The sequence below is a fragment of the Acidovorax sp. NO-1 genome, from assembly GCF_000238595.1.
GTDB lineage: Bacteria > Pseudomonadota > Gammaproteobacteria > Burkholderiales > Burkholderiaceae_C > Acidovorax.
The window spans coordinates 123,287-136,828 of record NZ_AGTS01000036.1 but is presented as its reverse complement, the minus strand read 5'-3'; the positions used below and the strand labels follow the sequence as shown (position 1 = coordinate 136,828).

Below are 13,542 nucleotides of genomic sequence, written 5' to 3'. Positions count from 1 at the left end.
GGGCCGGTGCCGGGCGGGGTGCAGCGGGGGCGCGCACGGCCACCGCGCCTACGTTGAACACCGACACCACCTCGGCCAGACGCTGCGCCTGGTCGCGCATGGAGGCGGCGGCGGCGGTGGATTCCTCCACCAGCGCGGCGTTTTGCTGGGTCATCTGGTCCAGGTGCGTCACGGCCTGGTTGACCTGGGCGATGCCGTCGCGCTGTTCGGTGGCCGATGCAGTGATTTCGCCGATGAGGTCGCTCACCCGCTGCACGCTGGACACGATCTCGCCCATGGTCTGCCCGGCCTGGGTAACCTGGGCCGAGCCGGACTCGACGTTCTCCACCGAGGCGCTGATGAGCCGCTTGATCTCCTTGGCGGCCTCGGCGCTGCGCCCGGCCAGGCTGCGCACCTCGCTGGCCACCACGGCAAAACCCCGGCCTTGCTCGCCTGCGCGGGCGGCTTCCACCGCGGCGTTCAGCGCCAGGATGTTGGTCTGAAAGGCAATGCCATCGATCACGCCGATGATGTCGCTGATCTTGCGCGAGCTCTCGGTGATCTGCTGCATGCTGGTCACCACCTGGCCCACCACCTCGCCGCCCCGGGCTGCTGCCTGCGCAGCGGTGCCGGCCAGCTGGTTGGCCTGGCGCGCCGTGTCGGCGGACTGGCTCACGGTGGCCGTCAACTGCTCCATGCTGGCCGCGGTTTCTTCGAGGTTGGAGGCAGTCTGTTCGGTGCGCGCCGAAAGGTCGTGGTTGCCGTTGGCGATTTCTATCGACGCGGAGGACACCGAATCCACGCCCGAGCGCACTTCGCTCACCACGCCGCGCAGCCGCTGCGTCATGGCCGACAGCGAACGCAGCATGTGGCCGAACTCGTCCTTGCGGGTGGAGTGCAGCTCACGCGTCAGATCGCCCGCAGCGACGGCGTCCAGGGTGGCCACTGCTTCATCCAGCGGCACGGTGATGGAGCGCACCAGCTTCCAGGCCAGCAGCAGCATGATCACGATCAGCACGGCCGATGCCGCCAGGCCCTGGACGGCGTAGGCCACGCGGCGCTGGGTGGCTTCGGCACGGATCTCGTCGCGGCGCTTTTGCAGGATGACGACAAAGTCGTCCTGTGCCTTGAGGTAGCGCGCCACCATGGGGGCAAATTCATTGTCGGCAAACTGCTGGGTGGCCACGGCGTCGCCTGCACCCTTGAGCTCCCAGGCCTTGGCGGTGGCGGCCAGCACCACCTTGCGCTCGGCCAACACCTTGTCGAGCGCGGCCTTTTCCTCGGGCGCCGCGGCACGGGCCACGATGTCCTCCTGGACCTTGTTGATGTTGCCAATGATCTCCTTGACCTTGGCGTCGTACTGCTGGGCCAGTACCGCGTCGGTGGTGACGGCAGCGCCCATCACCATGTTGACGGCGGTTTCGGTGGCGCCGCGCCAGCGCACGGCGGCGGAGATCCGATCTTCAATTTCGACCACGCTGTCCATGGCGCCGCCCATGGAGGCGTTGGCGCGATACTGCTGAAAGCCGGAGATCACCAGCATGACCAGCATCAGCAGCAAAAACGCCCCCACAGCTTGCGGGAGACGCGGATATTGTCGAGTTGCATGATTTTTTCTTCCTCGTGGAGCGCAATGGGGAAAGCTGTCCATCAACGCCCCAAGCGCAACATTTGTTTACATTGATGGTCGATCGTAGCCTACGCCGCCTGCAAGACCTGGGGGCTTTGCGGCCCCCGGCGTGCCCATTCCCCTGCCACCAGTGTTGCCGGGCGCGGCAGCGCGCGTATCGGTACAAGCCCTAAAATGCCCCGGTGACATCCATACTGAACGCCGACCTGCACTGCCATTCCGTGGTATCCGACGGAACCCTGACCCCGGAGGACCTGGCCGCACGCGCAAAGGCCAACGGGGTGGAGCTGTGGGCCCTGACCGACCACGACGAGATCGGCGGCCAGCACCGCGCCGCGGCTGCGGCCCGTGCACAGGGCATGGCCTACCTCACCGGCGTCGAAATCTCCGTCACGTTTGCCGACACCACCGTCCACATCGTGGGCCTGGGATTTGACCCTGACAACCCGCAGCTGGCCCAGGGGCTGGCCGCCACCCGCGGGGGGCGGGGCGAGCGCGCCAAAGACATGGCCGATCAGCTGGCCCAGGTGGGCATCCAGGGCGCCTACGAAGGCGCGCTGCAGTTTGTGGGCAATCCGGCGCTGATCTCGCGCACGCACTTTGCGCGGTTTCTGGTGGAAACGGGCGTGTGCAAAGAAACCTCGGAGGTGTTTCGCAAATACCTCACCGAGGGCAAGCCCGGCTATGTGCCGCACCGCTGGGCCGCCCTGGGTGATGCGGTGCGCTGGATCACAGAGGCCGGTGGCATGGCCGTGATTGCGCATCCGGCGCGCTACAAGTTCAGCGCCAACGAGGAATACGCGCTGTTTTCCGAATTCAAGCAGCACGGCGGGCGCGGGGTGGAGGTGGTCACCGGCAGCCACAGCGCGGCCGAATACGTGACCTACGCGGCCATGGCCAAAGAATTTGACCTGGCCGCCTCGCGTGGCAGCGACTTTCACAGCCCCGACGAATCGCACACCGACCTGGGCACCTTGCCGCCTTTGCCCGGTGCTCTCACCCCCGTGTGGGAACTGCTGGCCGATCGTATTTGCCACCCTGTGGCCTGAGAGTCCCCCTGCATGGCCCAGTATTTCGAAGTTCACCCCGACAACCCGCAGCCGCGCCTGCTCAAGCAAGGCGCCATGCTGCTGCAAAAAGGCGGCATCCTGGCCGTGCCCACCGATTCGAGCTATGCGCTGGTGTGCCACCTCGACGACAAGGACGCGGTAGACCGCATGCGCCGCATCCGCCAGGTGGACGACAAACACCACCTGACCCTGCTGTGCCGCGACCTGTCGGAGCTGGCCAACTACGCGCGCGTGGACAACCGGCAGTACCGGCTGCTCAAGCTGGGTACGCCCGGCCCCTACACCTTCATCCTGGAAGCGACCAAGGAAGTGCCGCGCCGGGTGAGCCACCCGTCGCGCAAGACCATTGGCCTGCGCGTGCCCGACCGCAAGGGCCTGCAGTTGCTGCTGGAACTGCACGGCGCCCCGCTGCTGGCCACCACGCTGATCCCTGCAGGCGAGACCGAGCCCCTGAACGACCCGCAGGAGATCCGCGACCGCTACGAGAAGCTGCTGGACGCCATCGTGGACGCGGGCGCCTGCCCGCTGGAGCCCACCACCGTGGTGGACCTGACGCCTATGGGCGCGGGCGGCGACCCTGAAGTGATCCGCGAAGGCCGCGGCAGCGTGCAGGCCCTGGGGCTTTGATCGCACCTTCGATTTCAAGCCAAATCACCCTCCAGCGCTTATCCAATAAGCGCTGGCAGCTCTCTTTTTTGCAGCAATTTACAGCCTGAGACAATCGCCCGGTGGAAAACATCATCCAAACCGTTCTGATCTACGCCCTGCCGGTGCTGTTTGCCATCACCGTGCACGAGGCAGCCCATGGCTACGCCGCGCGCCACTTTGGCGACAACACCGCGTACATGATGGGCCGCATCACCCTGAACCCCATCAAGCACATCGACCCCATCGGCACCATCCTGATGCCGCTGATGCTGTACTTCGCCACCTCGGGCGCCTTCCTTTTTGGTTATGCCAAGCCGGTGCCGGTCAACTTCGGCAACCTGCGCAACCCCAAGAAACACATGGTGTGGGTGGCCTTGGCGGGCCCGGCGTCCAACTTTGTCCAGGCGATTGGCTGGGCGATCTTGCTGGTGGCGCTGGTGGGCTCGGGCGTTGAGGAGCGCTTTTTCATCGAGATGGCGCGCGCCGGTGTGCTGGTCAATCTGGTGATGTGGGCCTTCAACCTGTTTCCGCTGCCGCCGCTCGATGGCGGGCGCATCCTGGTCGGCCTGCTGCCCTGGAAGCAGGCGCACATGGTCTCGCGCATCGAGCCCTACGGTTTTTTCATCGTGCTGGGCCTGGTGGTGGCCGGGGTGCTGGGCTCGCTGTGGCTGCGCCCATTGATGTCGCTGGGTTACACCACCATCAACCTGCTGCTGACGCCGCTCACATCGCTCCTGCGCTGATTTTTCCCCCTCTTGTTTGCTGACACCGTTCCCATGAGCATTACGCGCTACCTCACCGGCATCACCACCACGGGCACGCCCCACCTGGGCAACTTTGTGGGCTCCATCCGCCCTTCGGTGGCGGCCAGCCTCACTCCGGGCGTGCAGAGTTTTTACTTTCTGGCCGACTACCACGCGCTCATCAAGTGCGAAGACCCGGTGCGCATACAGCGCTCCACGCTGGAAATTGCGGCCAGCTGGCTGGCCGCAGGGCTGAACCCCGAGCACGTCACGTTCTACCGCCAGTCCGACATCCCCGAAATCCCCGAGCTGACCTGGCTCTTGACCTGCGTGACCGGCAAGGGCGTGCTCAACCGCGCCCACGCCTACAAGGCCAGCGTGGACAAGAACACTGCCGCAGGGCGCGAGCAGGACGACGGCGTGACCGCAGGCCTGTTCATGTACCCGGTGCTCATGGGCGCCGACATCCTGATGTTCAAGGCGCACAAGGTGCCGGTGGGCCGCGACCAGATCCAGCACATCGAGATGGCACGCGACATGGCCGCCAGCTTCAACCACCTTTATGGCGAGCACTTTGTGCTGCCCGAGGCCGCCATTGACGAGCACGTGGCCACCCTGCCGGGGCTCGATGGCCGCAAGATGAGCAAAAGCTACGACAACACCATCCCGCTGTTCAGCTCGCGCGAGCAGCTGAAAAAACTGATCGGCGGCATCCTGACCGACTCGCGCGCGCCCGGTGAGGCGAAGGAGGTGGAAGGCTCGGCCCTGTTCCAGATCTACCAGGCTTTTGCCACCCCCGAAGAGACAGCCGCCCTGCGCCAGGCTTATGCCGACGGCATCGCCTGGGGCGATGCCAAGAACACCCTGTTCGAACGTGTGGACCAGGTGATCGCCCCCATGCGCGCGCAGTACGAAGAGCTCATCCACAACCCCGCCCGCATCGAGCAGACCCTGCTGGCGGGCGCCGAGCGCGCCCGCGCGCTGGCCACGCCCTTCATCCGCGAACTGCGCGCCGCTGTAGGCCTGCGCAGCCTGGTGCAGGGCGCGGCGGCTGCCAAGCCGGCCAAAGCGGCCAAAGCCGCGTTGCCGTCCTTCAAGCAATACCGCGAGGCCGACGGCAAGTTCTACTTCAAGCTGGTGGACGCCGACGGCCGCCTGCTGCTGCAAAGCACCGGGTTTGAAGCCCCCAAGGAAGCCGGCCAGGCCATTGCGCGGCTGCAACGCGAAGGCCTGCGTGCGCTGGCGGGGCAACTGGCACTTGCAGCCGGCGTGGCCGAAGCGGATGTGGCAGCGGCGCTGGCGGCACTGGCCGCTGCGGCAGATTGACACAAATTTGCTACATTGTTGATAGCTATAAACGCTTTCTGAATAAGCGCTATTGGCCAAAAATAGCTATTAATCGCCTCTTCGCCGATGGGATGCCGTATGGCCTGGGGCACAGCACTCCCGCGCCACACCAAGCGGCTCCGCCGCGTTGAGCAGCGGGGGCCGCAGCAGGTCACGCGTGCAACACAACCGGCACTCCAGAAAATGGAAAAGCGCGCCCCGCAGGGCGCGCTTTTCTTTGCACGTGCCCGCGACTTTGCAGGGCTGTTGCCAGAGTCTGCCAGCCGCCTAGCCGACGGTGAACGGCAGCACCAGGCGCGAGTGGTGCGCCGCGTCGCGGTAGATCTTGTGGGTGACGGGCCGGCCCACCGGCAGGTGGTAGGCATCAGGCGGCAGCAGGGCGTTGTGCTCGTCGGCGAGCGGCTCGTTGTTTGACAGCTCCACCACCAGGCGGTGGCCTGGCTTGAAGGTGTTGGCAAAGGGGTACAGGCGCAGCACGTACTCTTCGATCTTGCCCGGCTCCACCGGCACGCTGCGCGTGTGCGGGTGAACGGGGCTGCCCTCGGTGGTGCGCGCCGCGTCCAGTTCGCGGTGCGAGGCCTTGAGGTAGCCGGTGGTAATCAGCTGGCGCTTGCCCGTGGGGGCCGCATCCCACAGGCGCAGGATGAAGTTGGTGTCACTCTGGTCGATCTCGGCAAAGATGTGCGCGGCGCCGGTGCCAATCATCTCGACGCTGTCCTCGAACTTGTCGGTGGTCCAGCTCAGGATCTCCACCTTGTCGGTCACCGTCAGTGGCGCCTGGTAGAAACCGTCGGGCGCTGCGTATTCGGCGCCCATGGGCTCGGACTCGAGCGACAGCTTGCCGCGCGGGCGCAGGTACAGCGCCTGGTAGTTGATCTTCTTGGGCGGCCATTGTTCGGCGCGCAGCAGCTGGCGCGAGCCCTCCACGAACACGCTCACCGCGGGCTCGTCCATGATGCCGTTGTCGATGCCCTTGAGCCAGTGGTCATACCAGCGGAACATCTTGTCGTGCTCTTCGATGAAGGGGCGTGACTGCATCGGCGGGTAGGGGCCGATGTCCAGCTTCTTGGGGCCCTTGATCGCATGGAACAGCTCGATGGTGCCGTCCAGCGTCCAGCCCCGGCCCTGGTCCAGCTGCAGGTAAACGGGGATGTCGATGTGGGGCGCCAGCGTGATCGGGTTGCGCTCTTCGTACCAGGGGCCATCCAGCTCGTTCATCACGATGTCGAACCAGGCCTCGTGGTTCTTGGGGTAGTGCAGCACATGCACCAGGTTGGGCCAGGCGGCGATGTCCGGGTCCTGCAGGCGCTTGGTCACCAGCTGCTTGAGTTCTTCGGGCGAATATTTTTCGACCATGCGCGACTTCACGCCGTCGGTAAAGGCCCAGCCGGAGTCTCCGCCACGGCCTTCGCGCGCCGCGCGGGGCATGAACCACATGATGCCGCCGTGGTAGGTGGTCTCGTAGAAGTCGAAGTGCCCACCGCTGATGAAGATCGCCTTGAGGCTGGGCGGACGCTCGGCCGCGGCCAGCACCTGCATGGAGCCGAAGTAGGAGATGCCGACCATGCCGACATTACCGTCGCACCAGGGCTGGGCCGCCACCCATTCGATGAAGTCGTAGGCATCCTGGCCTAGCGACACGCCGCCGGCGTTGTAGTTGCCGATGTGCTCGCCGCCCGAGTGGCCGGAGCCGCGCACGTCGCCGATGACATGCACGTAGTCTTCCTTGACGATGCGGGCGATGTCGCCAGCCTCGATGCAACCATCCCACATGGGGCTGGGGCGCTTCTGCGGCGGCGTGGTCAGCGCCAGCGCCTGAAGCTCCTTGCCGTAGGGGCTGAGCGCCACCAGCGCGGGGCGCGGCTTGTCCAGCGCGCCGTGGTAGGCGTCGGCCGCCAGTTCGATGCCGTCGCGCATGGGCACACGCAGGTCCTTGCGGATGTGGATGGTTTGCCTTGCGGCATCAAATTTCTTGAAATCGGACATGGTGGTCGGTGTGTTTTCTGCGGCAACCGGGGTGGTGCCGGGCGGGCAACCGGACGTGCGTGTTTCCGCACAGCCAGCGCCAGCCACTTGCCTGAATGAAAAAATGCGACGCAGTGGCAGCGGGCTGGCCCGTCCGCCGCCGTGCTCGCCCTCTCAGTCGATGGTGATGCCCAGGCGCTTCACGACCGCGCCCATGCGGCCGAACTCGCGCTGCACCATTGCAGCGAATTCCTGGCGCGACAGGGGCTGCAGCAGCACACCGCGCTCGGTCATGGTCTTGTTGAATTCGGGGCTCTTCAGCGCGGTCTGCACGGCTGCGTGCAGGCGGTCCAGGCGGTCGTCCGGCGTACCCTTGGGCGCGAACATGCCGTCCCAGCTGAACATCTCGTAATCGGGCAAACCGCTCTCTGCCAGCGTCGGCACGCTGGGCAGCGTGGGTACGCGCTTCTTCATCGTGACGGCCAGGGCGCGCAGCGTGCCGCCATTGATCTGGGGTGTGAGCACCGGAGTGACGTCGATGAAGAAATCCACGCGCCGACTCATCACGTCGATGATGGCAGTGGATGATGCCTTGTAGGGCACATGCGCCACTTCAATGCCGGCCTCCTGCTGCAGCATCGCGCAGGCCAGATGTGATGCCGTGCCGTTGCCACCGGATGCGCAGGAGAGCTTGCCAGGGTTCTTCTTGCCGTAGGCAAGCAGTTCACCCACCGTCTTGAACGGCGAATCCTTGCCCACCACCAGGGCCAAGGCCGTGGTTCCAAACAGCGCTACGGGCTCGAAATCGTTGATGGAATAACCAGTACGCTTGTACAGGAAGTGGTTGGTGCCCATGGTTCCCATGGTGCCGAAAACCACCGTCTGGCCGTCTGCCGGCGCCTTGGCCACAAAGGCCGTGCCAATGTTGCCGCCAGCGCCGGGTTTGTTCTCGACCACCACGGACGTATTGAGCGGCCCGGTCAGCTGCTGGGCATACAGACGCGTGAGCGTGTCGCCCCCGCCACCGGCAGAGAACGGCGCCACGAAGGTCACCGGCGCTGTGGGCCAGGCGGAGTTGGCAGGTGCCACGCCGGGCACGAGCAGCGCCGAAGAGAACAAACCAAAAGCCAGCAATTTGCATGCTTTACGGCGGACGGGGAAACGCGGGAGCGCGAGGGTGACGGACTTCAGCATGCCTGGTTTTCCTGGTAGGTGACCACGAACTGTGGCCTGAACAATGCATGCATTGCAGCACAAAATAATCCGATAGTCTATAAAAATTCCAAAAATTGCATGCAATATTGACAATTCAAGGGTTTACCAGTATCGCCACGAGAGGGCTTCACATCCCTGAGGAAGGTTGCACACCACCCGCCCGGCGCCATGCAACGCATTGTTCAATGCACGGCAATTGCGTGCAAAATCCTTCCCCACGCTTTGGAACTTCTATGGCTACCCAAATCCTTTCTGTCGTCAACGAGATCAAGCGCAGGATCATCGCGGGCGACTACGCGCCGGGTGAGCGGCTGGTGGAACTGCAACTGGCCGAGAGCCTGGGCGTATCGCGCACGCCCATCCGGCTGGCGTTCGAGGAGCTGACCAAGGACGGTCTGCTCGAGCGCCTGCCCACGCGCGGATTCCGCGTGAAGTCCTTCAACCCCAAGGACCTGAGCGACGCCATCGAGGTGCGCGGCACGCTGGAAGGCATGGCCGCCCGGCTGGTGGCCGAGCAAGGGGCAGACACCCAGAACCTGCAGGTACTTCGCGATTGCCTGGAACAGGGCCACAGGCTGCTGGCGCGAGCCCGGGACGCCGGCAGGGTGCTGGATGCGCGGCAATGGATGCTGATCAACGCGCGGTTTCACAGCGCCCTGCTGCAGGCGGCCGACAGCGCACCGCTGATCGATGCCATCGAATGCATCTCCAAGATTCCCATGGCGGCGGCGACGGCGGTCAGCATGCAGGGCGTAGCACCGCAACTCGAATACGAGTTCATTGAGCGGGCCCACCACGACCACTGTGACCTGGTGACCGCGATCGAGCGGCGCGAGGGCATGCGGGCCGAGTTCATCATGCGCGAACATGCGCGCAAGACGCGGGAAAACAAGCAGCGATTGCTCGCCAGCTAAAGGGCGAATCGCCTGCAAGCGAACACCCGCACAGGCTGCCGGGCCGCCCGGGCATACACTGGCAGCCTCGCTATCTGGACAAGCCGATGAACCCTGTGGCCCCCCGCCGGTGCGCCTTCCCGCCGTTCGCCTGTATGGCCAGGGATGCGTCATGGTGCTTGTTCCGTGCACCAGCGTTTGCGCTGATCGCTTTGGTATGCGCAGCCGCCCACGCGGAAGTCGCCCGCGGCTCCGCACCAACAGCCCGCACTGCCACCTGGACAAACACCCTCGGCATGGTGTTTGTCCGTGTACCTACCGGGAGTTTCACCATGGGTGGAATCGAGCCGCCAGAATCCCTGGCCCGCGCCTATCCCACACTGGAGGCCGCGCGTTTCACCGATCTGGCCGACGAAGGCCCCGCCCACCGGGTGACTATCGGCCAGGCGTTCTACTTGGGCCAGCATGAAGTCACCGTGGGGCAGTTCCGGCGTTTTGTCCAGGCCTCAGGCTACCGTGCGGAGTCCGAGGCAGACGGAACGGGCGGCTATGGCTACAACCCCCGCTACGACCCGGCCACCACCGTGCGGGGCGATGCTTTCGAAGGCCGCGATACACGCTATTCCTGGCGCGACCCGGGCTTTGCCCAAGGCGACGACCACCCGGTGGTCAACGTTACCTGGAATGACGCCATGGCCCTCGCTGATTGGCTGAGCCGCACCGAGGGCCACCACTACCGACTGCCCACCGAGGCGGAATGGGAGTACGCCTGCCGCGCCGGCACCCGCACGCGTTACCCGCACGGCGACGATCCACAAGGCCTGCTGCACACCGCCAATACCTTTGACCAGGCGGCTGCACCACTGTGGCCGCGCTGGCAACAGCATGCGCTGGCCGGCAACGACGGCCACGCCTTCACCGCGCCAGTCGGCAGCTATGGAGCCAATGCCTTCGGTTTGCACGACATGCTGGGCAATGCCTGGGAATGGGTGGCGGACTGGCACGGGGACAACTATTACGCCCACTCCCCGCGCAACGACCCCCGCGGCCCCGCTCACGGTACGGTGCGCGTGCGCCGCGGCGGCTCCTGGCACACCTGGGCTTTTTATGCGCGCTGCGGCTACCGCAACTGGAACAGCCCGCAGACGCGCTATACGCTGGTGGGCATGCGCCTGGCAAGAGAGATCAGTGCCGCACCCTGACCCTGATCACCCATGATTCCGGATGGCAGGTTGTTCTTTGGATGGGAAGACCCGTAGCTTCAGCCTTTCGGCGGTGCCGACGGCGAAGGAAGACATGCGCGCGCAGTTTGAAGACCTGGCCACCCCCGCCCAAGGACCGGAAGGCAGGCCCGGAAACCAGAAAGGGTTTGCTTCTATTTTCATAGCAGCAAACCCTTTGGATACTGGCGGAGAGGGTGGGATTCGAACCCACGGTGATATTGCTACCACGCCTGATTTCGAGTCAGGTACATTCGACCACTCTGCCACCTCTCCTGCATTCGTGTCGAAGCCTGCGATTCTAGCAGGAATTTCAGGGCGCCAGCACCGCCACTCCGCCCATGTAAGGACGCAGCACCTCGGGCACCGTCACGCTGCCGTCGGCCTGCTGGTAGTTTTCCAGCACAGCGACCAGCGTGCGGCCTACGGCCAGGCCCGAGCCGTTCAGGGTGTGCAGCAGCTCGTTCTTGCCCTGGGCATTCTTGAAGCGGGCCTGCAGACGGCGCGCCTGGAAGGCTTCGCAATTGCTCACCGAGCTGATCTCGCGGTAGGTGTTCTGCGCGGGCAGCCACACTTCCAGGTCGTAGGTCTTGGCGGCACCAAAGCCCATGTCACCGGTGCACAGGCTCATCACGCGGTAGGGCAGGCCGAGCTTTTGCAGCACGGCCTCGGCGTGGCGGGTCATTTCTTCCAGCGCTTCGTAGCTCTTGTCGGGGTGCACGATCTGCACCATCTCAACCTTGTCGAACTGGTGCTGGCGGATCATGCCGCGCGTGTCGCGGCCGTAGCTGCCAGCCTCAGAACGGAAGCACGGCGTGTGGGCCGTGAGCCTGATGGGGAGGTCGGCCTCGGCCACCACCACGTCACGCACGAAGTTGGTCAGCGGCACTTCGCTGGTAGGGATGAGGTACAGCGCCGCGTTGTCGGGCACGGGCTCGCCGTCCTGGCCGCCCTTCTTGGCGGCGAAGAGGTCACCCTCGAACTTGGGCAGCTGGCCGGTGCCCTTGAGCGAATCAGCGTTCACGGCGTAGGGCACGTAGCACTCGGTGTAACCATGCTCCTGGGTCTGCACGTCCAGCATGAACTGGCTCAATGCACGATGCAGGCGGGCTATAGAGCCCTTCATCACGGTAAAGCGCGAGCCCGAGAGCTTGACCCCCATGTCGAAATCGAGGCCCAGCGGCGTGCCCACATCGACATGGTCTTTCACTTCGAAATCGAACTTGGCAGGCGTGCCCCAGCGGCGCACTTCGACATTGCCCGCTTCGTCGCTACCCACCGGCACGGATTCGTGAGGCAGGTTGGGCACGGCCACCAGCATGGCCAGCAGTTCGGACTGGATCTGCTCCAGGCGGGCGGCGGATTGTTCCAGCTCCACCTTGCCTGCGGCCACCTGGGCCTTGATGGCTTCAGCGCCATCCTTGTCGCCCCGGCTCATCAGCATGCCGACCTGTTTGGACAACTGGTTGCGCTGGGCCTGCAGCTCTTCGGTGCGGGTCTGCAGCGTCTTGCGCTCGGACTCCAGGGTCTGGAAAGCGGAGACGTCCAGAAAGGCCTGGGGCTTTTTGCGGGTTTCCAGCCGCGCGATGGCGGTGTCGAGGTCTTTGCGGAGGAGAAGGATGTCAAGCATGGCGGGATTTTAGGCCCCCCTGAGTCGCTTCGCGCCTTCCCCCCGAGGGGGACGCCCCCAGCGCGGCGGGGCGGCCCTTGCGCGGGGGCACTGGCGTGAGGCAGCGCCAGTTGCAGACGCTGTGAGCTGACTCAGTTGAGGGTACAGGGGTCGAAGTTGGCGCCGCAAAGAATCAGAGCCACCGTTTCCTGCGGCTGCGGTTTGTACACGCCGGTCTGCAAAGCTGCCAAGCCCAGCGCGGCGGCGGGTTCCACGGCCAGTTTCAGCTCCTTCCACAGCCACAGCTGGGCCGCGCGGATGGCATCGTCGGGCAGCAGCAGCGCGTCGTGCACATGGCGCTGGCTCACTTCCCAGCAAATCGCACCGATGCGGCGGGCGCCGAGCGAATCAGCGGCCACGCCGCCCACATCCACATCCACCGGCTGGCCCGCAGCGCGCGCGGCGTGCAGGGTGGGCGCGCGTTCGGGCTCCAGTGCGACCACATGGGCGCGGCTTTCCACCCACGCTGCCACACCCCCAATGAGGCCGCCACCGCCCACGCTAACCAGCACCGTGTCGGGCAGGCGTCCGCCCTGCTCTTCCATCTCCAACGCCAGCGTGCCCGCGCCTGCCACCACTTCGGGCTGGTCGTAAGCATGGGCCTGCAATGCGCCCGTGGCCTTCTGGCGGGCCACGCAGGCTTCAAAGGCTTGGGAATACGCTGCGCCGGTGACGACCACCTCAGCCCCCAGGGCGCGCAGGCGGGCGCGCTTGGCTTCGGGCGACACCTCGGGCACAAACACCTCGCAGCGCACGCCCAAGGCCTGGGCAGCCGCTGCCACGGCAATACCGGCGTTGCCGCCGGAGGCAATGATCACGCCGCTCTCGGGCACCGGGTTGGCCAGCAGGCGGTACAACATGCCACGCGCCTTGAAGCTGCCGCCCACCTGCAGGTGCTCCAGCTTGAGCCAGACCTCGGCACAGCCCACGCCCAAGGACTTACCGGAAAGGCGCATCAGCGGTGTGGTGCGCAGAAAGTCGGGCTGGGTGGCCAGTTGGCGGCGGGCGGCGGCAATGGCGGCGCGGTCGATCATGCAGGGCTCCGATGGGGCAAAGGGAGGCAGTTTAGGCGCTGCCCGCAACATGCAGACACAACGCTGACTGCAGGGGTGCCGCACAACTGCCGATAACATGGGCAAGGCAGTCCCTCACCCCAACGCGCT

General features: G+C 65.3%; 10 protein-coding genes, 1 tRNA gene and 1 pseudogene. 6 read left to right on the top strand and 6 right to left on the bottom strand.

Annotated features, from left to right (window positions below; genetic code table 11):
- Positions 1 to 1,587 (bottom strand): annotated as a pseudogene (locus KYG_RS03790) (methyl-accepting chemotaxis protein); the annotation flags it as partial.
- A 204-nt stretch (positions 1,588 to 1,791) separates the two neighbouring features.
- On the opposite strand from KYG_RS03790, the gene KYG_RS03785 reads away from it, so the two are divergent.
- The 4 genes from KYG_RS03785 to KYG_RS03770 all read left to right on the top strand — a co-directional run bounded on the left by KYG_RS03785 (position 1,792) and on the right by KYG_RS03770 (position 5,396).
- Entirely contained in the window at positions 1,792 to 2,658 is an 867-nt protein-coding gene (locus tag KYG_RS03785) for a 3',5'-nucleoside bisphosphate phosphatase (RefSeq protein ID WP_008903501.1), read from the top strand.
- A gap of 12 nt (positions 2,659 to 2,670) precedes the next feature.
- Positions 2,671 to 3,306, top strand: a complete 636-nt coding sequence (locus KYG_RS03780; RefSeq protein WP_008903500.1) for an L-threonylcarbamoyladenylate synthase — start codon at positions 2,671 to 2,673, stop codon at positions 3,304 to 3,306.
- A gap of 101 nt (positions 3,307 to 3,407) precedes the next feature.
- Positions 3,408 to 4,070 (top strand): site-2 protease family protein, encoded by a 663-nt coding sequence (locus KYG_RS03775; protein WP_008903499.1) that lies wholly within the window; start codon positions 3,408 to 3,410, stop codon positions 4,068 to 4,070.
- A gap of 33 nt (positions 4,071 to 4,103) precedes the next feature.
- On the top strand, positions 4,104 to 5,396 hold the full coding sequence (locus tag KYG_RS03770) for a tryptophan--tRNA ligase (RefSeq protein ID WP_008903498.1): 1,293 nt from the start codon (positions 4,104 to 4,106) through the stop codon (positions 5,394 to 5,396).
- 288 nt (positions 5,397 to 5,684) lie between these two features.
- Here the strand turns inward: KYG_RS03770 and KYG_RS03765 are convergent, their stop codons facing one another.
- Positions 5,685 to 7,403, bottom strand: a complete 1,719-nt coding sequence (locus KYG_RS03765; RefSeq protein WP_008903497.1) for a CocE/NonD family hydrolase — start codon at positions 7,401 to 7,403, stop codon at positions 5,685 to 5,687.
- A gap of 153 nt (positions 7,404 to 7,556) precedes the next feature.
- On the bottom strand, positions 7,557 to 8,576 hold the full coding sequence (locus tag KYG_RS03760) for a tripartite tricarboxylate transporter substrate binding protein (RefSeq protein WP_008903496.1): 1,020 nt from the start codon (positions 8,574 to 8,576) through the stop codon (positions 7,557 to 7,559).
- A gap of 254 nt (positions 8,577 to 8,830) precedes the next feature.
- Between KYG_RS03760 and KYG_RS03755 the strand changes: the two genes are divergently transcribed.
- Complete coding sequence (locus KYG_RS03755) at positions 8,831 to 9,511, top strand: GntR family transcriptional regulator (RefSeq protein ID WP_008903495.1); 681 nt, start codon at positions 8,831 to 8,833, stop codon at positions 9,509 to 9,511.
- 134 nt (positions 9,512 to 9,645) lie between these two features.
- On the top strand, positions 9,646 to 10,692 hold the full coding sequence (locus KYG_RS03750; RefSeq protein ID WP_085942490.1) for a formylglycine-generating enzyme family protein: 1,047 nt from the start codon (positions 9,646 to 9,648) through the stop codon (positions 10,690 to 10,692).
- Between the two features lie 204 nt (positions 10,693 to 10,896).
- Here the strand turns inward: KYG_RS03750 and KYG_RS03745 are convergent.
- The 3 genes from KYG_RS03745 to KYG_RS03735 all read right to left on the bottom strand — a co-directional run bounded on the left by KYG_RS03745 (position 10,897) and on the right by KYG_RS03735 (position 13,413).
- Positions 10,897 to 10,986 (bottom strand) — tRNA-Ser (locus KYG_RS03745).
- A 37-nt stretch (positions 10,987 to 11,023) separates the two neighbouring features.
- The gene (serS, locus tag KYG_RS03740; protein ID WP_008903493.1) at positions 11,024 to 12,340 is read right to left on the bottom strand and encodes a serine--tRNA ligase; all 1,317 of its coding nucleotides are present in this window, start codon (positions 12,338 to 12,340) and stop codon (positions 11,024 to 11,026) included.
- Positions 12,341 to 12,471: 131 nt separating this feature from the next.
- Entirely contained in the window at positions 12,472 to 13,413 is a 942-nt protein-coding gene (locus KYG_RS03735; RefSeq protein ID WP_008903492.1) for a threonine/serine dehydratase, read from the bottom strand.
- Positions 13,414 to 13,542 lie beyond the last annotated feature (129 nt).

What these genes read in the sequence shown, in the direction of transcription:
- KYG_RS03735 (WP_008903492.1), bottom strand. Translation starts at nt 13,413, where the DNA reads ATGATCGACCGCGCCGCCATTGCCGCCGCCCGCCGCCAACTGGCCACC.
- KYG_RS03755 (WP_008903495.1), top strand. Translation starts at nt 8,831, where the DNA reads ATGGCTACCCAAATCCTTTCTGTCGTCAACGAGATCAAGCGCAGGATC.
- KYG_RS03765 (WP_008903497.1), bottom strand. Translation starts at nt 7,403, where the DNA reads ATGTCCGATTTCAAGAAATTTGATGCCGCAAGGCAAACCATCCACATC.
- KYG_RS03770 (WP_008903498.1), top strand. Translation starts at nt 4,104, where the DNA reads ATGAGCATTACGCGCTACCTCACCGGCATCACCACCACGGGCACGCCC.
- KYG_RS03750 (WP_085942490.1), top strand. Translation starts at nt 9,646, where the DNA reads ATGGCCAGGGATGCGTCATGGTGCTTGTTCCGTGCACCAGCGTTTGCG.
- KYG_RS03780 (WP_008903500.1), top strand. Translation starts at nt 2,671, where the DNA reads ATGGCCCAGTATTTCGAAGTTCACCCCGACAACCCGCAGCCGCGCCTG.
- serS (WP_008903493.1), bottom strand. Translation starts at nt 12,340, where the DNA reads ATGCTTGACATCCTTCTCCTCCGCAAAGACCTCGACACCGCCATCGCG.
- KYG_RS03760 (WP_008903496.1), bottom strand. Translation starts at nt 8,576, where the DNA reads ATGCTGAAGTCCGTCACCCTCGCGCTCCCGCGTTTCCCCGTCCGCCGT.